Annotated in this window: 18 protein-coding genes; 9 read left to right on the forward strand and 9 right to left on the reverse strand. The window is 67.2% G+C overall.

Annotated elements, in window-relative coordinates:
• Positions 1-186 precede the first annotated feature (186 nt).
• The gene (dnaG, locus tag ASE52_RS14890; protein ID WP_057227097.1) at positions 187-2,256 is read right to left on the reverse strand and encodes a DNA primase; all 2,070 of its coding nucleotides are present in this window, start codon (positions 2,254-2,256) and stop codon (positions 187-189) included.
• 60 nt (positions 2,257-2,316) lie between these two features.
• Here dnaG and ASE52_RS14895 point away from each other — a divergent pair, with 60 nt between their 5' ends.
• The 3 genes from ASE52_RS14895 to ASE52_RS14905 are packed head-to-tail and all read left to right on the forward strand — an operon-like array spanning position 2,317 to position 6,802.
• Positions 2,317-3,420 carry an extracellular solute-binding protein gene (locus tag ASE52_RS14895; RefSeq protein ID WP_082606885.1) on the forward strand — a complete coding sequence of 368 codons (1,104 nt, stop codon included), beginning with the start codon at positions 2,317-2,319 and terminating at the stop codon, positions 3,418-3,420.
• Positions 3,421-3,423: 3 nt separating this feature from the next.
• Complete coding sequence (locus tag ASE52_RS14900) at positions 3,424-5,094, forward strand: diguanylate cyclase (RefSeq protein WP_241777008.1); 1,671 nt, start codon at positions 3,424-3,426, stop codon at positions 5,092-5,094.
• Between the two features lie 49 nt (positions 5,095-5,143).
• On the forward strand, positions 5,144-6,802 hold the full coding sequence (locus ASE52_RS14905; RefSeq protein ID WP_057227098.1) for an acyl-CoA synthetase: 1,659 nt from the start codon (positions 5,144-5,146) through the stop codon (positions 6,800-6,802).
• A 9-nt stretch (positions 6,803-6,811) separates the two neighbouring features.
• Here ASE52_RS14905 and ASE52_RS14910 read toward each other — a convergent pair whose 3' ends face one another.
• From ASE52_RS14910 to ASE52_RS14920, 3 genes are all read right to left on the reverse strand, one after another.
• On the reverse strand, positions 6,812-7,075 hold the full coding sequence (locus ASE52_RS14910) for a hypothetical protein (RefSeq protein ID WP_057227100.1): 264 nt from the start codon (positions 7,073-7,075) through the stop codon (positions 6,812-6,814).
• Positions 7,072-7,569 (reverse strand): hypothetical protein, encoded by a 498-nt coding sequence (locus ASE52_RS14915; RefSeq protein ID WP_057227285.1) that lies wholly within the window; start codon positions 7,567-7,569, stop codon positions 7,072-7,074. The genes ASE52_RS14910 and ASE52_RS14915 overlap by 4 nt, the downstream gene beginning before the upstream one ends.
• Before the next feature lie 190 nt (positions 7,570-7,759).
• Entirely contained in the window at positions 7,760-8,665 is a 906-nt protein-coding gene (locus ASE52_RS14920; protein WP_057227102.1) for an AraC family transcriptional regulator, read from the reverse strand.
• Positions 8,666-8,814: 149 nt separating this feature from the next.
• On the opposite strand from ASE52_RS14920, the gene ASE52_RS14925 reads away from it, so the two are divergent.
• Together ASE52_RS14925 and ASE52_RS14930 are read left to right on the forward strand one after the other, a co-directional pair.
• A complete protein-coding gene (locus ASE52_RS14925; RefSeq protein ID WP_057227104.1) occupies positions 8,815-9,381 on the forward strand; it encodes a peroxidase-related enzyme in 567 nt (188 codons plus the stop codon).
• A 229-nt stretch (positions 9,382-9,610) separates the two neighbouring features.
• Positions 9,611-10,240 (forward strand): pyridoxamine 5'-phosphate oxidase family protein, encoded by a 630-nt coding sequence (locus ASE52_RS14930; protein ID WP_057227106.1) that lies wholly within the window; start codon positions 9,611-9,613, stop codon positions 10,238-10,240.
• 297 nt (positions 10,241-10,537) lie between these two features.
• Here the strand turns inward: ASE52_RS14930 and ASE52_RS14935 are convergent, their stop codons facing one another.
• On the reverse strand, positions 10,538-11,515 hold the full coding sequence (locus ASE52_RS14935; RefSeq protein ID WP_057227108.1) for a LysR substrate-binding domain-containing protein: 978 nt from the start codon (positions 11,513-11,515) through the stop codon (positions 10,538-10,540).
• 103 nt (positions 11,516-11,618) lie between these two features.
• Here ASE52_RS14935 and ASE52_RS14940 point away from each other — a divergent pair, with 103 nt between their 5' ends.
• Together ASE52_RS14940 and ASE52_RS14945 are read left to right on the forward strand one after the other, a co-directional pair.
• Complete coding sequence (locus tag ASE52_RS14940; RefSeq protein WP_010464131.1) at positions 11,619-12,374, forward strand: sulfite exporter TauE/SafE family protein; 756 nt, start codon at positions 11,619-11,621, stop codon at positions 12,372-12,374.
• 535 nt (positions 12,375-12,909) lie between these two features.
• Positions 12,910-13,350, forward strand: a complete 441-nt coding sequence (locus ASE52_RS14945; RefSeq protein WP_241777009.1) for a cupin domain-containing protein — start codon at positions 12,910-12,912, stop codon at positions 13,348-13,350.
• 147 nt (positions 13,351-13,497) lie between these two features.
• Here the strand turns inward: ASE52_RS14945 and ASE52_RS14950 are convergent, their stop codons facing one another.
• From ASE52_RS14950 to ASE52_RS14965, 4 genes are all read right to left on the reverse strand, one after another.
• Positions 13,498-15,351 (reverse strand): gamma-glutamyltransferase family protein, encoded by a 1,854-nt coding sequence (locus tag ASE52_RS14950; RefSeq protein ID WP_198928109.1) that lies wholly within the window; start codon positions 15,349-15,351, stop codon positions 13,498-13,500.
• Positions 15,352-15,523: 172 nt separating this feature from the next.
• Positions 15,524-17,107, reverse strand: a complete 1,584-nt coding sequence (locus ASE52_RS14955; RefSeq protein WP_057227110.1) for an alkaline phosphatase D family protein — start codon at positions 17,105-17,107, stop codon at positions 15,524-15,526.
• Between the two features lie 152 nt (positions 17,108-17,259).
• A complete protein-coding gene (locus ASE52_RS14960; RefSeq protein ID WP_010464145.1) occupies positions 17,260-18,807 on the reverse strand; it encodes a GGDEF domain-containing protein in 1,548 nt (515 codons plus the stop codon).
• A gap of 192 nt (positions 18,808-18,999) precedes the next feature.
• Positions 19,000-19,974, reverse strand: a complete 975-nt coding sequence (locus ASE52_RS14965; RefSeq protein ID WP_057227112.1) for an NADPH:quinone oxidoreductase family protein — start codon at positions 19,972-19,974, stop codon at positions 19,000-19,002.
• A 138-nt stretch (positions 19,975-20,112) separates the two neighbouring features.
• Between ASE52_RS14965 and surE the strand changes: the two genes are divergently transcribed.
• Both surE and ASE52_RS14975 read left to right on the forward strand, forming a co-directional pair.
• Complete coding sequence (surE, locus tag ASE52_RS14970; RefSeq protein WP_010464148.1) at positions 20,113-20,901, forward strand: 5'/3'-nucleotidase SurE; 789 nt, start codon at positions 20,113-20,115, stop codon at positions 20,899-20,901.
• A complete protein-coding gene (locus tag ASE52_RS14975; RefSeq protein WP_057227114.1) occupies positions 20,901-21,671 on the forward strand; it encodes a protein-L-isoaspartate(D-aspartate) O-methyltransferase in 771 nt (256 codons plus the stop codon). The genes surE and ASE52_RS14975 overlap by 1 nt, the downstream gene beginning before the upstream one ends.
• Positions 21,672-21,678: the final 7 nt, after the last annotated feature.

Here is a 21,678-nt window from a genome sequence, read left to right on the forward strand (position 1 = left end):
CAAAGCTACAAGGGCTTCGCGCTTTGAGGGGAGGCCCTCAGGGGCAAGATGTCTGGGCGATCATTTGGTGTGCAGTCCTTGCGATGGTTGGGCTGGTTGTGCGCGTTTGTCACGGTGGCCCGGTTCGGAGGTGCTGCTGTCGCTCTTGCCGCTAACTAACCCTACATTATACCGCTTGGCGGGATTTCAAGCGGCCTTGACAGCCACTCCCAGCAAAACCCTGCGTTTTTGTTCCAGCGCACGGTAGCGCTCCAGGGCGGTCGGGTCCGTGGCGGCTTGCAGCATCAGCAGTTTTTGCTGCTCCTCGATGTCTTCGATCTGCATGCGGCTGAGCAGGTCCCGCAGTTCCGTGCGCAGCTCCTGCAGGTCGCCTTCGGTCTGGGCGTGCGAGCCCGTCATCACCTTCACGGCCAGCGCCTCGCACTCGTGCTCGCGCAGGCTCTCGCGCAGCACGGCCCAGGCCAGGGGGCCGTGTTCGTGAAACTGCGCCTCCAGCCAGCCAAAAAGCGGGCCATGGGGCGGCTGCAGCGCACACAGGGTGGCGTGGTCGTCGTGGGTCAGCTCTTCCAGAAACGCCATATGCGACAGCAGCAGGCGCGCGGCATGGTCGGTGCGGCTGGCGGTGGGCGTGCGTGGCAGGCGGGGCTGGGGTGGCCAGGGGGCGTCCTTGTCCCGTTTTTTCCAGTTGCTCTTCCAGTCGCCGCCCTTGCGGAACGGGGGCTTGTTGCCGTAGCTGCTGCCATGGCCACCGCTCCCGTTGCCACCGCCGCCGTAGCCGCCTTGGTATCCGCCGTCATATCCTCCGCTCGGTCCCCCCTGCGGCGGCCATGTGCCGGCGTCGGGCGGGGCGTCCCAGGATGGCGGCTCGTGATCATAGGCAGCGGGGGCCTGCCGGGCTGGCGCACTACCTGCGCTGATGTGGCCGGAGTAGGAGGACCGCGGTGCCTCGCGCGCCGTGGCCTGGCCCCACAGGTCTGCCAGGTCCTGCGCCTTGAGCTGGGTCAGGTCCGCCAGTTCGCCCAGCACCTGGCGCTTCAAGATGCCGTCGGGCAGGGCTGACCACAACGGGCGCGCGTTGCTGGCCATGTGGGCGCGGCCCTCGGCCGTGGCCAGGTCGCAGCCGTCGCTTGCCGATTCGACCAGGAAGCGGCTGAGCGGCACAGCCTCGCTCACGTGCCGGGCAAAGGCATCGGTGCCGTGCTCGCGGATGAAGCTGTCCGGGTCGTGCTCGGCCGGCAGAAACAGAAACTTGATGCTGCGCGTGTCGGTGGCGTGGGGCAGGGCGCCGTCCAGCGCCTTGCGCGCGGCGCGCCGGCCGGCGGCGTCTCCGTCGAAGCTGAACACCACCGATTCGGTAAAGCGCAGCAGTTTTTGTACATGCTCGGGCGTGCAGGCCGTGCCCAGCGTGGCCACCGCGTTCGGAAACCCGAGCTGCGCCAGGGCCACCACGTCCATGTAGCCCTCGGTGACCAGCGCGTAGCCGTGTTCGCGGATGGGAGTACGGGCCTCGAACAGGCCGTACAGCTCGCGCCCCTTGTGGAACACCGGGGTTTCGGGAGAGTTCAGGTATTTAGGCTTGTCGTCGCCCAGCACGCGGCCGCCAAAGCCGATGCATTCGCCCTTGATGTTGCGGATGGGGAACATCACCCGGTCGCGGAATCGGTCATAGCGCTTGTCCTGCCCGTCTTCGCCCACGATGACCAGGCCGCTTTCTTCCAGCAGCGGGTCGTCGTAGTGCGGGAACACGCTGGCCAGGCTGCGCCAGCCTTCGGGGGCATAGCCCAGGCCGTAGCGCTTGGCCACCGCACCCGAGACGCCACGGCCCTTGAAGTACGCGATGGCGCGCTGCGACTCGCGCAACTGGCGGCGGTAGGCATCGCCCGCCTTCTCCAGCACATCGGTCAGCGTGGCCTGCTTCTGGCGCGCGGCGGCGGCGCGCTCTTTCTCCTGGGGAGAGATGTCGTCGTCGGGCACCTGCAGGCCCACTTGCTGGGCCAGGTCCTGCACCGCCTCGACGAACCCCATGCCCGCGTGCTCCATCAAGAAGCTGATGGCGTTACCGTTCTTGCCGCAGCCAAAGCAGTGATAGAACTGCTTGGCGGGGCTGACGCTGAAGGACGGAGATTTTTCGCCGTGGAAGGGGCATAGCCCCATGAAATTGGCGCCGCCTTTCTTCAACTGCACGTAGCGGCCCACGATGTCGACCACGTCGACGCGGGCGAGCAGTTCCTGAATGAAAGACTGTGGGATCGTCACACCGCCTATTGTCCGCGTAAACTATTTGTTACCAGATATTGCAGAAGCGGGGCTTTCGGCATGGCAGTCACGTGGCGGCAGCAGGCGATGGGTGGGACGGGCACTTCGGCGCAGCACATGCTGCGGCGCCGGGATGTGGCTGTGCTGCTGCCGCTGGCGGCGGCAGGCCTGTGGCCAACGGCCGCGCAGGCGGCGCCGGTGCTGCGTGTGCTGTCCTGGCCTGGGTATGCCGACCCCGATATCGTGGCGGTGTTCGAGAAGCGCCATGGCGCCAAGGTGGAGATCACCACTGTCGCTTCTGACGACGTGTTGCGTGCCAAGCTGGCCAACCCGCAGGGGGCCGGTTTTGACCTGGTGGCCGCCAACACGGCCGAAATTTCGCGGCTGGTGGCCCGCCGCCTGCTTGCACCGTTGCCCATACACCACATTCCAAACACCGGGCGCCAGCTGCCACGCTTTCGGCAACTGCATGCCATCGCGGGCATCGCCCAGGGCACGGACGTGTACGCGATGCCCTACACCTATTCCGAGATGGGGCTCATCTACGACCGCCAGCAGATCAGCACGCCGCCCAACTCCATCGCCGTGCTGTGGGACCCCCGCTGGCGGGGCCGCGTGCTGGCGTTTGATGGCAGCAGCCATGGCTTTTCCCTGGCGGCGATGCACCGGGGGCTCCCGCCGTTCCAGATCCCCGCTGCGCAGTTTGGACCTCTGGCGAAGGACCTGGTGGCCTTGCGCCGCAACGTGCGCTCGTTTTACAGCCTGCCCGAAGAGTCGCTGGAGCTGTTTCGCAAACACCGCATCGCGGTCATGCATGCCAACTACGGCCAGCAGCAGCTCAAGCAATTGCGGGATGCGGGGCTGGATGTGGGTTATGTGGTGCCGCGCGAAGGCGCGCTGGCCTGGCTGGACTGCTGGGCCATTACCCGCCGGTCCACCCAGGTGGCGCTGGCCACCGAGTGGATCAACTACATGCTCGATCCTTCCGTCAGCCGCGAGTTGACCCGGCGCCAGGGGCTGGCCAACACCCTCGACGAACCGCCCGCGCTGTCGGACGATGCCCCTGCGGGCGCCATCGTGTGGCTGGAGCCCGTAGAAGATGAGGCCCGCCGTGCACAACTGTGGCAGCGCATCCTGTCGGGCGACCGACCGAACCGGTTCTGAACCATGAAAACCCGCATGAAATGGGGCATTGCGCTGCGGCTGGGGGTGCTGCTCGCGTCCTTCAGTGTCTTTGCGGCCGTTCTGGCGGGCTACTACACCTTTGATTCCAGCCGGGTACGCCTGCAGGGGCGGGCCGAACAGTCGCTGCTGGCCACCACGCAGGTGCTGGCGCGCCACATGCAGGCCGGTTTCGGCACCGTGTCGCGCGATACGGCCTTTCTGGCCAGTGTGGCGGCCATCGAGCAGGACAAGAACGTGCTGGCCGATGTATTCCGGGCCAGCCTGATCACCCACCCGAGCTACCAGCAGATCCGCTTCATCGGTGTGCAGGACTTTGGCCTGGAGCTGGTGCGTATTGACCGCAGGGGTGATGCCTGGATACGTGCCAGCGAGGAAGAACTGCAGGAGAAGGCCCACTTCCCCTTTGTGTTTGAAACCCTGGCGCTGGCGCCGGGCGAGGTCTACGTGTCGGAGTTCGGCATCAACCACGAAGGCGCTGCCGATGCCGAGCCGTTGCCCGTGTTCAGCATGGCCTCGCCCGTGGTGCGGGGGGGGCAGGTGCGTGGTGTGGTGGTGGTGCGTGTGGCGGCGCAGCAGTTTTTGCGCAATTTCAACACGGCATTGCCCGCGCCCTATGGCTTCTTCCTCAGCAACCGCTGGGGCGACTTTCTGGTGCACCCGGACGCCAGCCAGGCCTTCGGGTTCGACCGGGGCCAACGGATCCTGATCCAGGACAGCTTTGCGCCCGTGGCTGCACTGGTCGAGGGCAGCCAGGAAGAGGTGGTCCTCAGCCAGCCCGGCACTGACGACGACGAGGCCCGTGTCTTCTCGTTCGTACGCATGCCTTTCGGGCGCCAGGGGGAAGAGCGGTTCATGGTGGTGGGGCTCTCGCAGCCGCTGGCTGCGGTGCAGGGGGAGGTGGTGAATCTGGGCAACAGCATCCTCAAGATGCTGCTCGTGTTGAGCGCTGTAGGCGTGGTACTGGCGGGGTGGGTGTCGCGCGTGGTCACGCAGCCGCTCAAGACCATGGTGCGGGCCACGCAGGCTCTGACGCAGGGTCGGTCGCACGGTGTGCTGCCCGTGCAGCGCAAGGATGAGGTGGGCGAGCTGGCGCGCAGCTTTCAGGACATGGAGCAGCAGATCAGCCGCCAGATGACGGAGCTCAACGCCAGCCGCGATGCCATGGCCCATCTGGCGCACCACGATGCGCTCACCGGCCTGCCCAATCGCCGCATGTTCGAGCAGCGCCTGGCGCAGGCGCTGGAGCTGTCGCGCCGCAGCGGACGGGACTGTGCCCTGCTGTTTGTGGATCTGGACGATTTCAAGGCCGTCAACGACGCATGGGGCCATGCCGTGGGCGATCTGGTGCTGCAGGCCGTGGCCCGCACCATCGTGGGTGCCGTGCGTCAGGCCGACACCGTGGCCCGGCTCGCGGGCGACGAGTTCACCGTGCTGTGCGAAAACGTGGATTCCGAGGACGCCGCTTTGCAGGTCGCCGCCAAGCTGGAGCTTGCTTTCGAGGCCCCACTGCAGATCGAAGGCCAGCCGCTGCCCATGCGTGCCAGCATTGGCGTGGGCCTGTTCCCGCGCGATGCCCAGGATGCGCACACGCTGCTGGCCAGCGCCGACGCGGCGATGTACCGTGTCAAGCAGAGTCGCCGCCGAAGGGTTTGAGTCAGCCTGGGGAGGTAGTCTGTGATCTGTTCACCCACATCCGCCACCCATGACCTCCATCTTTGACCAGCACCTGCCTCGCACCGAAGCCAACTTCGCTGCCTTGTCCCCCCTGTCGTTCATCGAGCGCACGGCCGAGGTCTACCCCGACCGCCTGGCCATCGTGCATGGCCCGCTGCGCCAGACCTGGGGGGCAACCTACGCGCGCTGCCGCCAGCTGGCCAGTGCCCTGGTGCAGGCGGGCATCGGCAAGAACGACACGGTGGCCGTCATGCTGCCCAACACCCCACCCATGGTGGAGGCACACTTTGGCGTGCCCATGGCAGGCGCCGTGCTCAATGCGCTCAACACCCGGCTGGACCCGGAGGCCATTGCCTTCATGCTCGACCACGGCGAGGCCAAGGCCGTCATCGTGGACCCCGAGTTCACCGGCACCATGGCCCAGGCGCTGGCCCTGCGCACTTGCACCACGCCCATCCGCGTGATCGAGGTGCAGGACGTGCTGTACGGCCCTGCCGCGCAGAGCCTGGGCGGCACGGACTACGAAGCCTTTGTCGCCACGGGTGACCCGACTTTTGCCTGGAGCCTGCCCGCTGACGAGTGGGACGCGATTGCGCTCAACTACACATCCGGCACCACGGGCAACCCCAAGGGCGTGGTCTACCACCACCGGGGCGCGGCCAGCAACGCCATCAGCAACGTGCTGGAGTGGGACATGCCCAAGCACGCCGTGTACCTGTGGACCTTGCCCATGTTCCACTGCAACGGCTGGTGCTTTCCCTGGACCATCGCGGCCCGCGCGGGCGTCAACGTCTGCCTGCGGCGTGTGGACGCCCAGGCCATCTTCGACGCGATCCGCCAGCATGGCGTGACGCACTACTGCGGCGCGCCCATCGTGCACGGCCTGCTGGTCAATGCGCCGGATGCAATGAAGTCCGGTGTGCAGAACCTCGCACAAGGGGGCGTCAAGGCCATGGTGGCCGGTGCAGCGCCCCCGGCCTCGATGATCGAGGGCATGGAGAAGATGGGGTTCGACCTGACCCACGTGTACGGCCTGACCGAGGTCTACGGCCCCGCCACCGTGTGCGCCAAACACGAGGCCTGGGACGCGCTCGACATCGGCGAACGCGCCCGCCTCAATGCCCGCCAGGGCGTGCGCTACCACCTGGAGCGCGACGTGCGCGTGCTGAACCCCGAGACCATGTTGCCCGTGCCGCAGGACGGTGAAACCATGGGCGAGATCATGTTCAAGGGCAACATCGCCATGAAGGGCTACCTCAAGAACCCCAAGGCCACCGAAGAGGCCTTTGCAGGCGGCTGGTTCCACAGCGGCGACCTGGCCGTGCAGTACCCCGACGGCTACATCAAGATCAAGGACCGCAGCAAGGACATCATCATCTCGGGCGGCGAGAACATCTCGTCCATCGAGGTCGAAGACGTGCTCTACCGCCACCCCGACGTGCTGGCCGCCGCCGTGGTGGCCAAGCCCGATGCCAAGTGGGGCGAGACGCCGTGTGCGTTTGTCGAGCTGAAGGCCGGTGCCCAGACCACGCCCGAAGACATCGTGGCCCACTGCAAGAAGCACCTCGCAGGCTTCAAGGTGCCCCGCGCCGTGGTGTTTGGCGATCTGCCCAAGACCAGCACGGGCAAGATCCAGAAGTTCGAGCTGCGCAAGCTGGCGGGGTCGGCGGCGGCCATCGACGTCTGATCATCCGGCTCAGCCAAAACCGCACGCCAGCGTCTGCCGGCCGCCATCCAGGTTGTATTCGGACTTCCAGTAGTGCCGGTCTTCGATGGCGGTGAATTCCACGCCAGGCCTGGTCGGGTAGGCTGCTGCGAACGGGCGGCGCAGGATGACGAGCAGCTCGCACTGGGGCGGCCAGTCCGCCACTTCGTCGATGGTGTTGCCCCGCGCCAGCTCGGCCTCCAGGATCACGCGCAGCGGGGCGGCCAGGGCGGCGGGAATCTGCTGGCGGCTCATGCGCGGGGCTGGCTGGCGGCAACGGGCTTTGGCGACTGTTCGGGCGGTGCATCGCCCAGCAGCCGCTGCAGGGCCAGCACCTGCCACCGGTGCTCCGGCTCGAAGGCCGAGAGGTCTTGCACCGCATACCCCCCATACGCATACACCGTGGCATAGGCCGCGTAGCTGGCGGCCTCCAGCGCCCGGCCCGCCAGCGCGTTGGCCACGGCGTAGGTGGCAGACACGGCGGCATGGGCCGATCCGTCCAGCGACTGCGAGCCCCGGTGGTGCGAGGCCACTTCCTTGAGCCGGGCGGCTGCGTTGGCCAACGTGGCAGCATCCACCGCGCCTGCCGTGAACGCGGCCAGGGTGTCCAGGCCCGCGATCGCCTCCGGGTCTTCCAGCAGGTGGCGCACGCGCTGCACACAGACCAGGCCAAACGCGAGGCGCAGCGGGGTCTGGGCGTCGCTGGCCAGCCCACAGTCGGCAGCCAGTTGGGTGAGAGCGGCGTTCATGGCGTGCATCCTTTCCGGCAGCTGATCCATTTGCGGATTTTTGCTATCAATTAAATAGCTTCTTGCGCAATCAGTACAAGCGCCAGGGCCTGTTTTTTCCTAAAAAAGTGCTTTGCGGCAGGCGCAGGACATTGTGGCGGCCCGTGGTCTCCGCGTCGAGGTGGGCAGGGGGATCGGCTTTGCCCGCTGGCTATGCGGCAAGGCCCTCCAGCCAGACCCGGGGCGACATGCCCAGCTTCTGCGCAAACACGCGCGACAGCGCCGAGGGGTTGGCATAACCCAGCTCGTTGGCAATCGACTTCAACGACCGGCCGTTGCGCAGATGGGCCTGCGCCAGCGTCAGCCGCCAGTGCGCCAGGTAGTCGGCGGGGGTGTCGCCCACCACCGCCTTGAAGCGCGCCGCAAACGCGCTGCGCGACATGCCCGCCTGCGCCGCCATCTGCGCCAGGCTCCAGGGCTGGCCCGGGGCATCGTGCAGGGCGGTGAGGGCGCGGGCCAGGGGCGGGTCGGCCAGGCCCGTGAGCAGGCCCGGTGGCATGGCAGCCTCCTGGGGGTGGTCCAGCAGCCAGCGCAACAGCTGCAGCAGCACCACTTCAAAGAGCCGGTCGGCCAGCACACGGTGCCCGCAGCGCAGGCGGTCGGTTTCGGCAAACAGCAAGTCCAGGGACTGCTGCAGCCCGTCCACCTTGCCCAGGGGCAGCAACACCAGCGGGGGCAGGGCGCGGGCCAGCGGGTGGCTGGCGCCGCCGTCAAAGTCCAGTGCGGCGCAGGCGAAGTCCGAGCCCTCGGTGGGCGCGTTGTGGAAGAAGTGCTCCAGCGGCCGGGCATAGAAGAGCAGGCTGGGCTCGCGCACCTCCAGCCGCTCCGGTGGGCCCGCCTGGGGCTGGTGGGTGACCACCATTTCCCCGTGCCGCAGCACATGCAGAAAGCCACGCCCGGGCGCCGCCGCAAAGTGCGTGACGCCGCACAGCGGCCCACTGTGGAACAGATGGGCGCGCACCCGAAAGCGCTCCAGCAGCGACGACAACCGGTCAAACGGCACGGGTGCTGGCGCCGGTGTTGGCAAGGGCGTGGTGCAGTGGTCTGAGGTATTCATGGTGTTTGGATGATTTGGTATGAATTATGGATTATTAATGCCATATTGTGCGACGCCACCCAAGACACTGCAGAGGTGCTGTGTTTTAGCACCCGGCCTTCACAACGGCGCCGGTCACCCAACCTGCCAACACTTTCAAGGAAAACACCATGTCCGCTACCGCCCTCTCCACTGCCCGCGTTGCCCTTGTGGACCGCTCCACCGCCACCGGCCCGGTGCGCACGGTGCTCGACCAGATCCACGGCGCCTTCGGCGCCACGCCCCACATGTTTCGCGCGGTGGCCAACTCGCCCGCCGCGCTGCAAAGCATGTGGTCCGCCTTTGGCGCGCTGGGTGGCGGCGTGATTGGCGCTGCGCTGGGCGAGCAGATCGCCGTGGCCGTGGCCAACCGCAATGCCTGCGACTACTGCCTGGCCGCCCACACGGCGCTGGGCCGCAAGGCGGGCGTGAGCGGCGATGACCTGGCCGCCGCGCAGTCGGGCGAATCGGCCGACCCGCGCACCGCTGCCGTGCTGCGCTTTGCGCTCCAACTGGTCAACGGACGCGGCCAGGTCGATGCCGCCGACGTGCAGGCGCTGCGAGGCCACGGCTTGAGCGACGAGCACATCGTCGAGATCGTCGCCCATGTGGCGCTCAATCTGTTCACCAACTACGTGAACGTGGCGCTCGCGGTGTCGGTGGATTTCCCTGGCGTCAAGCTGCGCCCCGCGCGCTGACCTGCGGGGCTGCGCGCAGTTCAAGGTACCGCCGGCCCCGCGACGTGGCCTGCATCCGCCGCAACTGCCGCGAAAACCCCTGGGACAGGGAGCGGGGCAGATTCTGGGGCTTGCAGGGCTGCATGCGTGCGGTTTTGTCACGCATGCCGGGCGGGAATGTCGTTTGTCAGTGCGGCAGCCGTGCCGCACCATGGCCTGTCCCTTGTCCTCCCCCGAAAGAGAAACAGCCATGACTACGCCCTGCGACGAGTACGCCATTGACACCCTTGCGCGCCTGGATGCACTGCTGGGGGCCCTCAGCGATGCCTCCCTGCACAAGGAGGTGCCCTACGTGCACCCGGCCTACCGCGCCATGATCGAGGCCTCGCCGTTCGCGGTGCTGGCCACCACCGGCCCGGGTGGGCTCGATGCATCGCCGCGTGGCGACCCTCCGGGCTTTGTCCAGCTGCAGGACGATAAAACCCTGCTGCTGCCCGAGCGTCGGGGCAACAACCGCGCCGACAGCCTGCGCAACATCGTGGCCGATCCGCGCGTGGCGCTGCTCTTTCTCATGCCCGGCGTGGGTGAAACCCTGCGCGTGAACGGCCGCGCCCGCATCAGCGTGGCGCCCGATCTGCTCGCGCGCTTCGTCGTGAACGGGCAGCTGCCCAAGTGCGTGGTCGTGGTCGATGTGGAGACGGTGTTCTTTCAGTGCGCCCGCGCCATCCAGCGCTCGCGCCTGTGGGATGCCGTGCCGCCTGGCACCCCGCGCCCGGTGCCCACCCCCGGCGCTATCCTTGCGTCCATCACGCACGGTGCATTCGATGGCGCGGCGTATGACAAGGAGCTGCCAGCGCGGCAGCAGGCGACGTTGTATTGAGAACCTGTTCAATATCTTTTCGGGGTCGCACAAGTACCTTGCCGGGATGGGGTGCAAGGTGCGGCGCTTGTGGATAGCTCAGCTATCCACAAGCGCCGCAACGCCGCAGACCGTCCGGCAAGGCACTTGCCCGAAGGGTTGGCGTGAAATCGGGCGATTGGACGCCCCGGCCGCTTGCATGGGCACGAGCCCATGCTGCGCATCCGAAGCATCCACTCATCCCGATTGCACTCCCATGCGATCCTCGAAAAGATATTGAACAGGTTCTGAGAGGATCGGCCGGAGGGGCTCGAACCCTCAGGCCTGCTCGGCCGTGAAAGCCGCAGCCGCCTCGCGCAGCGCCTGCGCAAACTGCGCCACCTCGGCATGCTGCGCGTCCCGCTGGCGCTGGAACAGCGTGATGGGCGGCAGCGTCCAGCCGAAGCGGTGCGGCACGATGGCCACGCCGGCGATGCGCACCAGCTCCTGAGCGATGTCTGCCGGCACGATGGACACGGCCCGTTCGCTGGCCGCCACCAGTTCGCCGATGACCTTGGACGACAGGCTTTCCACATATGGCTGCGGCGGCACCACGCCAGCGCGCAGGAAAAAGTCGGTGATCTGCTCTCGCATGGGCGTCTGCCGCGCGCCCAGCACCCAGTCCAGGTCCGCCAGCTCGGCCCAGGCCAGGGGCTTGCGGGCCAGGCGCGCCGACAGGCGGCGGTGGGCGATGAGGCGCGGCTCCTGGTGGTAGAGCACCTCGTGCACCAGCCCGTGCATGTCGAGCACGGCGGAGGTGCGGCCGATCACGCAGTCGAGTTCGTGCCCGCGCAGGCGCTGCAGCAGGTGGTCGCTGGTGCCTTCGTGGATGCTGACCGTGGCGCGCAGGCCGCGGGGCCGCGTCTGGCCGATGGCCGCAGCCAGCAGGCGCCCCGGCACGAACGGGATCACGCCGACCTGCAGGTGCGCCGCGCGGCCTGCGCTGGCGGCCTCCATGTCGCGCGCCCAGTGGCCCAGGTCTTGCAGCAGGGTGCGCGCACGGGCCAGCGCCACGGTGCCCAGCGCCGTGGGCACCATGCCGCGCGTGGACCGCTCGAACAGCGGCGCGCCGAAGATCGCTTCCAGCTCGGCCAGCGCATGCGTGATGGCCGGCTGGCTCGTGGCCATGTGGTGCGCCACGCGGGTGAGCGTGCCATGCGCCTCGATCTGCTGCAGCAACACCAGGTGGCGCACCTTCAGGCGCGAGAGCAGGCGGGCCTGGACAGCGTCGGAATCAAGGGGCAAGGGCGCAGGCATGGCGGTTCAAGGCATTAGAAAATCAATATGGCTTGATATTAATTGCTGATGCTTTGCTTATGGGAAGTCTCCACAATGCACGGCAACAACGGAGGGGAAGGCGATGGACTCAGTGCTTTGGGTGGTGGCCCTCGGGGCGGTGGCGGCGGGCTTTGTGCAGGGCCTGTCGGGCTTTGGCTTTGGCATGGTGGCCATGTCGTTCTGGGCCTGGACGCTGGAGCCGCGCCTGGGCGCGGTGCTGACGGTGTGCGGCGCGCTCACCGGCCAGCTGGTGGCGGCGTTCTCGGTGCGCCGGGGTTTTGACAAGGCGCGGCTGCTGCCCTTCGTGCTGGGCGGGCTGGCGGGCATTCCGCTGGGGGTGGCCGTGCTGCCGCGTCTGGACATGGACGCCTTCAAGCTGGTGCTGGGCACACTGCTGGTGCTGTGGTGCCCGGCGATGCTCATGGCCAAGCAACTGCCGCGCATCACCCGCGGCGGCCGCGTGGCCGATGCGGTGGTCGGGATGGCCGGCGGGATGATGGGGGGCCTGGGCGGCTTCACGGGGGTGCTGCCCACGCTGTGGTGCACCCTGCGCGGCATGGACAAGGACGTGCAGCGCGCCATCATCCAGAACTTCAACCTGGCGATGCTGCTGGTGACCTTCGGCACCTACGCGGCCACGGGCCTCATCACCCGCGAGGCCCTGCCCCTGCTGGCCATCGTGGTCCCCGCCATGCTGGTGCCCACGCTGCTGGGCGCCCGGCTGTACCACGGCATCAGCGACGCGCGGTTCCGGCAGATCGTGCTGGGCATGCTCACGCTGTCGGGCGTGGCGATGCTGGTGGCGAGCGTGCCCCGGGTGCTGGCGCGGCTGACATAAGTCCACAATGGGCCGTCCGCTTTTGTGCCGGCCCTGTTCATGGATTCCTGCTCTCATTCACGCGAGGCGCTACATGCAGATGGAATACGTTACCGATCCGGTGGTCTGGCCGAAGCTCCGCTGCGAACATTGCGAACATTGCGGACATCGGCTCCGCCAGATGCGGGAAGATCTGACACCGGCGCAAAGCCTGGGAGTCTTCTTGTGCGGAGAACCCCTCGCCTGGCTTGTTGTGAGCCTGGGGGCCATCGTCGGCCTTGTTGCGGACGCTGTCGTGGTTCTATGTGTGGCTTGGGCCATCATTGTTCCCTCTGGCGTTTCGTGGCTGTACATGTCGCGCCTTCGTCGCGCGTCCTTTCTTTGCAGCAGCTGCGGGCACATTTGCGGGTACGCCGCCGCGAGGAGCGCAGGCGGTGGCGCGCGACGCCGCCCGAAGCCCTAACATGCTCCCCGGCACACGCCCTGTTGCACGCGGGCGTGGCTGCCGCACCAGGCTGCACGGCGCAGCTGCGGCTTCATCCACCGAGGAGACTTCATGACAACAACACATAACAAGACCCTGGTCCGCACTGCGGGCGCCGCCATGGCCCTGGCGTTGGCCGCCGCGCCGGCGCTGGCCGAGGTGTTCACCAAGGAAGAGCTGATCAAGGCCAACAAGGAAGCGGCCGGCGGAGGCAAGGGCACGCTGATCGGTGAGTACGCCTTCACCCGCGACAAGGCGCTCAAGGACCACGCCATCAAGGAGATCAGCTGGCTCACGCTGCAGCCGGGCGACTCCATCGGCTACCACAAGCACACGACCAACGAAGACACCTACATCATCGTCTCGGGTCGGGGCACTTTCCGCGACAAGGATGGCAAGGACGTGGCCGTGAAGCCGGGCGACGTGACCATCGTGCGCAAGGGCGAGTCGCATGGGCTCGTGAACACCGGCACGGAGCCGCTGGTGTTCGTGGATGTGATCGCCGAGCAGTGAGCGACGCCTGCGGGATCCCGCGGCGGCGTTGAGTCCGAAGGCCACAAAGGCGTTCTGCGGCCGTGCCCGCAGAACGCTTTTTTTTGATAGCTATTTGCGCTTTATGGAAGAGCGTTGTCGGCCTCTTTGCTGCAAAAATAGGTTGTCTCAGTCGCCCATCACCACACCCTCACGCCGCGGGTCGGCGCCGCCCATCCACAGCTTCTTGCCATGGGCGTTGCCCAGCGTGATGGCCTGCAACCCGCTCGTCATATTCATCTCACGCACCTCGGCGCCACGCGCGCGCAGGGCTTCCACCGTGGCGGGCGGGAAGCGTTTTTCCTCCAGCAGCGTGGGCCCGTTCATGGAGCCGAAGTTGGGCAGGTTGATGGCCTGCTGCGGCATCAGGCCCCAGTTGAGCACGCCGTACAGCGTCTTGGCGGTGTAGTGGATGATGGCCGCGCCGCCGGGGCTGCCGCCGCTCATCAGCAACTCGCCTGTGGCCTTGTCGAACACGAGCGTGGGTGCCATGGACGAGCGCGGGCGCTTGCCGGGCTGCACGCGGTTGGCGATTGGCTGGCCTTGGGCGTCGGCGGGGGCAAAGCTGAAGTCGGTGAGCTCGTTGTTGAGCAAAAACCCTTTGACCATCTGCCGCGCGCCGAACTGGTCTTCGATGGTGGTCGTCATGGCCACGGCATTGCCGAACGCGTCGACGATGCTGATGTGGCTGGTGCCGTACTCGGGCTGGTCGGGCATGGGCGCATAGCTGGTTTTCACAGCGCCGGGGTTGCCGGGCTGCGCCGCCTTCATGCTCTGCGCGCCGATGAGCTTGGCACGCTCGGCCAGGTAGGCCGGGGCGAGCAGGCTGCTCCAGCTGCCGGCAGGCGGCTGTACGAAGTCGGGGTCGCCCACGTACTGCGCGCGGTCGGCAAAGGCCAGGCGGGCGGCTTCGGTGTACAGGTGCAGCCAGTCGGCCGAGGGGAGGCCGTCCTGCAGCGGCTTGGCGGCGGCGTCGGTGTTCTTGAGGATGCCCAGGATCTGTCCGATGGCAATGGCACCCGAGCTGGGCGGCGGAAAGCCGCACACGCGGAAGTCTTTGCTGGCCACCTGGTAGTCGTGGCACAGCGCCTCGCGCTTCTTGGGCTGGTAGCCGGCCAGGTCGGCCATGCTGAGCTTGCCGGGGTTGGTGGGGTGTTTTTGCACCTTGTCGACGATGGCCTGGGCGATCTCGCCTTCGTGCAGGGCCTTGCTGCCTTCGGCGGCAATCTTGCGCAGCACGGCGGCCAGCTCGGGGTTGCGCAGGTTCACGCCCACGTCGCGGGCATCGCCATCGGCCTTGTAGAAGTAGGCGGCGGCCACCGGGTCCTTTTTGAGGTGCGGGTCCGCCGCCACCAGGGTGTTGAGCCGCGCGCTGATCTTGAATCCGCCCTCGGCCAGGGTGATGGCGGGCTGGAACAGCGTGGCCCAGGGCAGCTTGCCGTGCTGCTTGTGCGCCAGCTCCAGCATGAGAACGGTGCCGGGCACGCCGACCGAGCGGCCGCCCACCACGCCGTCGTAGAACGGCACGGGTTTGCCGTCGGCGCCGAGGAAGAGTTTCTCGTCTGCGGCAGCGGGCGCGGTCTCGCGGCCGTCATAGGCCTCCACGGTTTTTCCGGTGCTGTGCAGCAGGAAGGCGCCGCCACCGATGCCGCTTGACTGGGGCTCCACCAGCGTCAGCACCATCTGCACCGCGATGGCGGCATCGATGGCCGAGCCCCCGGCCTTGAGGATCTGGTAGCCCGCATCGGTCGCCAGCGGGTTGGCGGCCGCCACGGCGAACTTCTCGGTGGCCCAGCCGGGCTTTTCGGTGTAGCCCGATGAGCCTTCGGGCTGGGCCGGCACGGTGTAGGCGAACTGTGAGGGGGCGCTGGCGCAGCCTGCGATGGCGACCAGGGTGGTGAGGGCCGCAGTGGCGAGCCGTGTTCTGTTGAATGCGCGGGGAGAGGGCGTGGCGAGCGTTCTGGGCGTGGGTGCTTTTGACATGGCGGCTCCTTCGGTGCAAGAAGCGGCCATGGTAAGTCGCCTTCGCTGCGGGGCGCCGCAGCGTTACATCACGCTACAGGCTTTGAAAATATGAATGTTTTTGGCCTCTAGCGCTTGATGGAAAAGCGCTGGAAGCTATTAAAACAGGAGTAATTGCGCTGCGGGCGTGCGCTTAGACACGTACAGGGCCAGGCCGCTTGTCTTCCACCACAAACTGGGCGAGCGTGGTGGCGGTGCTGTCCACGCGCAGCGGGTCATCCAGCACGCGCAGGGTGGTGGTCCAACGCGCGGGCGTGATGTCGGCCAGGCCATAGCCGCGCTGGTCGCAGCGGGCCAGCAGCACGTGCGGGTTGTGCCGGACGATGGCATCCACCTTGTCCTGCGTGGTGCCCGAGCGCGAGCTGATGGAGGTGCCGCAGAACTCGCTGGCGATGACGGACGAATCGGGGCGGTCGGGATCGGCGTGCACGCGGCACACATAGTTCTGGTGGATGTCGCCGCCCAGCAGCACGGTGTTGCGCGGAGCATGCTGGCCCACGGCCTGCAGCAGGCGTGCGCGGGCGGTGGGGTAGCCGTCCCAGCTGTCGGTGGACGTGACGCCCGAGGGGTAGTGGCGTGGCGAAAACAGGGTTTGCTGCGCCAGCACGCTCCAGCGCGTGGTGTTCTGGTCGCGGGCGTCTGTGGCCAGGCCCGCGTGCAGCCACTGCTCTTGCGCCGTGCCCAGCAGTGTCCGGGCGGGGCTGGCCAGGTCGGCGCAGTCGGCGGCGCGCACGGCACCGGCGCTGGCGGATTGGGGCGAGCGGCAGGCCTGCCAGCTGCGGTACTGGCGGCTGTCCAGCAGGTGGATGTGGGCCAGACGCCCCCAGCGCAGTCGGCGGTACACCTGCAGGGCATCCCAGCGGGTGTCGGGGGATGGCCGGTTCAGGCTGGCGGCGCGCAGCGGCATGTTTTCGTAAAAGGCCTGCCAGGCGGCACCGCGCAGCGCCAGGAAGCTGGCGTCGTCGCCCCGGCCCGCATGCCCTGTGCTGGCGGCGTAGTCGTTTTGCACCTCGTGGTCGTCCCAGGTCACGGCCCAGGGGCAGGCGGCGTGGGCGGCCTGCAGGGCGAGGTCGCTTTTGTGCAGGGCGTAGCGGTCACGGAAGTCGGCCAGCGTGCTGGCCAGGCGCAGGCTGTGGGTACGGGCCAGGTCGGTGGTGTTCTTGGGCGTGGCGTACTCGTAGATGTAGTCGCCCAGGAACAGCACCAGGTCGGGCTGGTCGGCCACCAGATGGCGCCACGCGGCGTAGTGGCCGTGTTCCCAGCGCTGGCAGGATGCAAACGCCAGGCGCAGCGCGTCTGGCAGGTCACCGGGTGCCGGGGCCGTGCGCGTGCGGCCCACCGTGCTGATGGCATCGCCCAGCATGAAGCGGTAGTGGTACCAGCGGCCTGGTGCTAGGCCCTGCAGCTCCACATGCACGCTGTGGCCGAGCGTGGGCAGGGCGGTGGCTTCGCCTTTTTGCACGATCTGCGCAAAACGCACATCGTGCGCCACCTCCCACCGCACGGTGTGGGTGGCCTGCATCTGCGCCGGGTCGGCCAGCACCAGCCGCGTCCACAGCACCACACCGTCGGGCGCCGGGTCTCCACTGGCCACGCCCAACGCGAACGGGTTGGCGTGTAGCGACGGCGGGTTGCTCCACGCCCAGCGGGGCAAGGTGACGGCAGCGGCAGCCCAGGCGGCGTGCCGCAAAAAGATTCGTCGCTGCTCTTGTGTCATTGCGGCGGGCTGGATATATGCGCTGCGCTTAAAACGGGCGCAGTCCAGGCCAGCGGCCACCGCGCAAGGGCCACCCCGCCGCGCTGGTGGCGTCCCCCTCCCGAAGGAGAGGGGGAAGGCGCCGAAGGCGACTCAGGGGGTGTTTCATCACCCTATGCGGCCATGACGCGGTTTTTGCCCGATCGTTTGGCCAGGTACATCGCCTGGTCGGCACGGCGGATGGCATCGGCGCTGTCTTCGCTGTCGTGCAGCTGGGCGACCCCGGCGCTGAAGGTGATGAGCACCTTCTCGCTGCCCTGCAGGAAAAAGCGTGTGGTCAGCTCGCGTTGCAGCCGCGTCATGGCGGCCACGCCGCTTTCCGCCGGGGTGTCGGGTAGCACCAGCACGAATTCCTCGCCGCCATAGCGCGCCAGCAGATCCTGTGGCCGCATGACCTCGCGCGTGACCTGGGCCAGGTGCACCAGCGCGGCGTCCCCGCCCGAGTGGCCCAGGCGGTCGTTGATGGTCTTGAAATTGTCCACGTCCAGCAGCGCCAGGCACAGCGGCGAGCCCAGGCGGCGTGCGCGGGCAATTTCTCGCTCCATGGCTTCGTCCAGGCCCTTGCGGTTGAGCGAGCCCGTGAGCGGGTCGTGCCGGGCCTGGGCGCTGGCGCGGTCCAGCTCTTCTTGCAGTCTGGCGACTTCGGCGCGCTTGGCTTCGGTGCGTTCGCGCAGGTCGTGCAGTTCGTCGTGCGCCACGCGGCTGTCCAGCGCCATCGAGCGGGTGGCGGTCATCACTTCCTGCAGCACGGGGGCGATTTCTTCGAGGGTGTTGGCCTTGCCGATCAGGTCGGCGCAACGGGCCATCGTGCCCTGGTAGGTGGTGCTGGATGCGGTGATCTTGGCCAGGCGTTCGATGAACGTGGCCAGCATGTCCTTCATCTGCTCCTGCGCCTCGACCGTGCGGGCCTTGGCCTCGGTCTGCTTGAAGATCACGTCCTTGAGCCGGCGCTGCACATCGTCCAGGCGGCGCAGCGTGAGCGGCGGGGTGGAGGCGGCCATCAGTGCCTCGGCCTGGCCGTGCAGCCAGCGGTCTTCCACGCTGAGCACGGCGATGTTCTCGAACACCATGTGCAGCAACTCCAGCAGGCTGGAGCGGATGGCGGCCTGGTCTTCGGTGGCAAACGACAGCCGGTAGGTGAAGTTGCCCAGCATGAGCTGGACGGTGGAGATGGGCGGTGCGGGTTCTTTCAGAAAGGCGATGAGCTTTTCCGCCATCTCGATCACGCGGGCATCGTCCTCGCCCAGCGCGGGCATCGTGTTGTCGATGAGGCGGGCCAGCATCTGCGCAAACTCGTCCGGCAGGACGCCAGGGTTGGCGGTGCCCGGGGCATCTGCCGCTGTCTCTACTGGGGTGGCCGCCGCCGCCGCCGGGTTCAGCCCCAGGTTGGCGTAGCCGACCAGCACACTTTGTAGCGAAGTCCAGTCTTTGTTGTTGACGGCGCGCTCAAATTGCCCCAGCAGTCGCTTTTGTGCGGGGGTTTGGCCTGGCAACACCCTCAGGATGTGGTGCAGCGGGCCTTCCGGGAACGGCTGGGGGCTGCGGGTTCCTGAGATCTCGTCGTACAGCGCCAGGTAGTTGTCGGGCGTCGGGGGCAGACGGCGGGCGGTCAGCTGCTTGAGCGTCTCGCGCGCAATTTCGGAAGGTGGTCGGTCGGCCATGTACGGACACCAGTGTCGGGGGAAATCAGGAGGCACGAGTGTGACACAGCGGCTCGCACATTGCCCCACCTATTGGTGGGGGGCGCTGTGGATCGCACTGGCGCGGCGGCAGACCTGCAGGCGCCGTGGAATGGGCCTGGCCTGGCTACTGGCGTCCCCCGGGGATGACGCCGCAGCCGCTGCAGGGGATTCCTAGTTCACCATCACGAGCTTGCCCATCACCCCCCGCGAACCCATGTGGGCGTAGGCGGCGGGCAGTTCGGCCATGGGCATGGTGCGGTCGATCACGGGCTTGATCTTGCCCTGGGCGTACCACTGCGCCAGCTCGCCCATCATGGCGGCGTTGGCCTTGGGCTCGCGCTTGGCGAAGTCGCCCCAGAACACACCCACGATGGAGGCACCCTTGAGCAGTGCCAGGTTGAAGGGCAGGGCCGGGATGGGGCCGGACGCAAAACCCACCACCAGGTAGCGGCCACGCCAGGCGATGGAGCGGAAGGCGGGCTCGGCAAAGTCGCCGCCCACGGGGTCATAAATCACGTCGGGGCCCTTGCCGTCGGTGAGTGTTTTGATGGCGTCGCGCAGGTTGTCTTTGCTGTAGTTGATGGTGGCGTCCGCGCCGATGGAGGTGCACAGCGCACACTTTTCGTCGCTGGAGGCTGCTGCAATCACGCGCGCGCCCATCGCCTTGGCAATCTGGATGGCTGCTGTGCCCACGCCCCCGGCAGCGCCCAGCACCAGCACGGTTTCGCCGGCCTTGAGCTGTGCACGGTCTACCAGCGCATGGTGGGATGTGGCGTAGATCATGATGAACGCGGCGGCGTCCACATGCGAAAAACCGTCGGGCAGTGGCATGCACAGGGCCGCCGGGGCAAGGGTGTGGGTGCCAAAACCACCGGTGCCCGACAGGCAGGCCACGTTTTGGCCGACCTTGAGGTGGGTGACCCCATCGCCTACCGCCGCGACCACGCCTGCGTATTCAGAGCCGGGCACGAAGGGCAGCGGCGGTTTCATCTGGTACTTGTTCTGCACGATCAGCAGGTCCGGGAAGTTCAGGCTGGCGGCCTTGATCTCGATGAGCACCTCGCCCGCCTTGGGCGAGGGCGTGGGCAGTTCGGTCCAGGCCAGGGCGTCAACGCCGGTGGGGTTGGTGCAAAGCCAAGCGTGCATGGAAAAGTCTCCTGTCAATGTGGGCTGCATGATAGGCGGGGCAACCGGGCGCGCGATGTCCCACGAGCGACGGGGGCTGGCCGTGGGGCCAAGGCCGGACGCCCCACCTACAATCCGTTGCAAGCTCCACCGCAACCCATGAAAATTCTGATTTCCAACGACGACGGCTACCAGGCTCCGGGCATCGTTGCGCTGCACGATGCCTTGAAAACCCTTGATGGGGTGGAGGTGGAAGTGGTCGCGCCCGAGCACAACAACAGCGCCAAGTCCAATGCGTTGACGCTGCACTCGCCGCTGTATGTGCACAAGGCCTTCAACGGTTTTCGCTATGTGAACGGAACGCCAGCCGACTGCGTGCACATCGCCCTGACGGGGCTGCTGGGCTACCGGCCCGATCTGGTGGTGTCGGGTATCAACAATGGCGCCAACATGGGCGATGACACCATCTATTCGGGCACGGTGGGCGCGGCCATGGAGGGCTATCTGTTTGGCATTCCTGCCATTGCCTTCTCCCAGGTGGACAAGGGGTGGGGCGAGATCGAGGCCGCTGCGGCCAAGGCGCGCGAAATCGTTGCGCAGATGCTGGCGCAGAAGCTCGTGAACGAAACACCGTGGCTGCTGAACGTGAACATTCCCAACATGCCCCTCGACGCGCTGAAGCCCCTCAAGCTGTGCCGCCTGGGGCGCCGCCACGCGGCCGAGCGTGTGATCGTGCAGGAAAGCCCCCGGGGCGAGGCGATGTACTGGATCGGTGGCGCAGGGGCAGCCAAGGATGACGCGGAGGGCACGGATTTCCATGCCACGGCGCAGGGCCATGTGTCCATCACGCCGCTGAAGGTGGATCTGACCGACCACGACAACCTTGGCTACTGGGCGCAAACGGCGTCCCGGCTTGCGGCAGGGGCGGCTGGCGCCCCTGAGCTCTGATGCAGCGCCGCCCAGGATTTCCAGCCCGGTTGCCGGGGTCTGGACATGCTCCAGCCCGGACCGCGCCGGTGGCGACGCCCGCCCGCAATCCAGTGGCGGCAGCCCCGGTAGGCATCGGGTTGGACTCTGCGGCGGTCCGCGCGCGCATGGTGCAGAAACTGGCGGCTGGTGGTATCACGTCGGCGGCGGTGTTGCAGGCCATGGGCACTGTGGAGCGCCATCGTTTTGTGGACAGTGCCCTGGTCAATCAGGCGTACGAGGACACAAGCCTGCCGATTGGCCTCGGGCAGACCATCTCCAAACCCAATGTCGTTGCCCGCATGTGTGAATTGCTTTTGGGGGCTGAAGGTGCGCGCACCGGTGGGTTGGGGCGCGTGCTGGAGATCGGCACGGGCTGCGGCTACCAGGCCGCCGTGCTGAGCCACCTGGCACGCGAGGTCTACACGCTGGAGCGCCTGCGTGGCCTGCATGACAAGGCGCGCCACAATCTGCGCCCGTTTCGCCTGGCCAATGTTCATTTGCTGTTTGGTGACGGCATGTTGGGCTACGCCAAGGGCGCACCCTATGCAGCCATCATTGCCGCAGCTGGTGGCGATGCCGTGCCCCAGGCTTGGTGCGATCAATTGGCCGTTGGCGGCAGGCTGGTTGCACCCATGGCACTGGCGGGTGGGCAGCAGATGTTGCTTGTGATCGACAAAACTCCGCACGGATTGAAACAAAGCGTGCTGGAGCCTGTGCATTTTGTCCCTCTAAAATCGGGGATTGCCTGAAGGGAAT

Origin of the sequence: Acidovorax sp. Root275 (genome assembly GCF_001428965.1) — a bacterium.
Lineage (GTDB): Bacteria > Pseudomonadota > Gammaproteobacteria > Burkholderiales > Burkholderiaceae_C > Acidovorax > Acidovorax radicis.

Excerpts from the sequence above, each read along its gene's own strand:
- ASE52_RS14895 (WP_082606885.1), top strand. The coding sequence starts at position 2,317 with ATGGCAGTCACGTGGCGGCAGCAGGCGATGGGTGGGACGGGCACTTCG.
- ASE52_RS14900 (WP_241777008.1), top strand. The coding sequence starts at position 3,424 with ATGAAAACCCGCATGAAATGGGGCATTGCGCTGCGGCTGGGGGTGCTG.
- ASE52_RS14905 (WP_057227098.1), top strand. The coding sequence starts at position 5,144 with ATGACCTCCATCTTTGACCAGCACCTGCCTCGCACCGAAGCCAACTTC.
- ASE52_RS14910 (WP_057227100.1), bottom strand. The coding sequence starts at position 7,075 with ATGAGCCGCCAGCAGATTCCCGCCGCCCTGGCCGCCCCGCTGCGCGTG.
- ASE52_RS14915 (WP_057227285.1), bottom strand. The coding sequence starts at position 7,569 with ATGAACGCCGCTCTCACCCAACTGGCTGCCGACTGTGGGCTGGCCAGC.
- ASE52_RS14920 (WP_057227102.1), bottom strand. The coding sequence starts at position 8,665 with ATGAATACCTCAGACCACTGCACCACGCCCTTGCCAACACCGGCGCCA.
- ASE52_RS14925 (WP_057227104.1), top strand. The coding sequence starts at position 8,815 with ATGTCCGCTACCGCCCTCTCCACTGCCCGCGTTGCCCTTGTGGACCGC.
- ASE52_RS14930 (WP_057227106.1), top strand. The coding sequence starts at position 9,611 with ATGACTACGCCCTGCGACGAGTACGCCATTGACACCCTTGCGCGCCTG.
- ASE52_RS14935 (WP_057227108.1), bottom strand. The coding sequence starts at position 11,515 with ATGCCTGCGCCCTTGCCCCTTGATTCCGACGCTGTCCAGGCCCGCCTG.
- ASE52_RS14940 (WP_010464131.1), top strand. The coding sequence starts at position 11,619 with ATGGACTCAGTGCTTTGGGTGGTGGCCCTCGGGGCGGTGGCGGCGGGC.
- ASE52_RS14945 (WP_241777009.1), top strand. The coding sequence starts at position 12,910 with ATGACAACAACACATAACAAGACCCTGGTCCGCACTGCGGGCGCCGCC.
- ASE52_RS14950 (WP_198928109.1), bottom strand. The coding sequence starts at position 15,351 with ATGTCAAAAGCACCCACGCCCAGAACGCTCGCCACGCCCTCTCCCCGC.
- ASE52_RS14955 (WP_057227110.1), bottom strand. The coding sequence starts at position 17,107 with ATGACACAAGAGCAGCGACGAATCTTTTTGCGGCACGCCGCCTGGGCT.
- ASE52_RS14960 (WP_010464145.1), bottom strand. The coding sequence starts at position 18,807 with ATGGCCGACCGACCACCTTCCGAAATTGCGCGCGAGACGCTCAAGCAG.
- ASE52_RS14965 (WP_057227112.1), bottom strand. The coding sequence starts at position 19,974 with ATGCACGCTTGGCTTTGCACCAACCCCACCGGCGTTGACGCCCTGGCC.
- surE (WP_010464148.1), top strand. The coding sequence starts at position 20,113 with ATGAAAATTCTGATTTCCAACGACGACGGCTACCAGGCTCCGGGCATC.
- ASE52_RS14975 (WP_057227114.1), top strand. The coding sequence starts at position 20,901 with ATGCAGCGCCGCCCAGGATTTCCAGCCCGGTTGCCGGGGTCTGGACAT.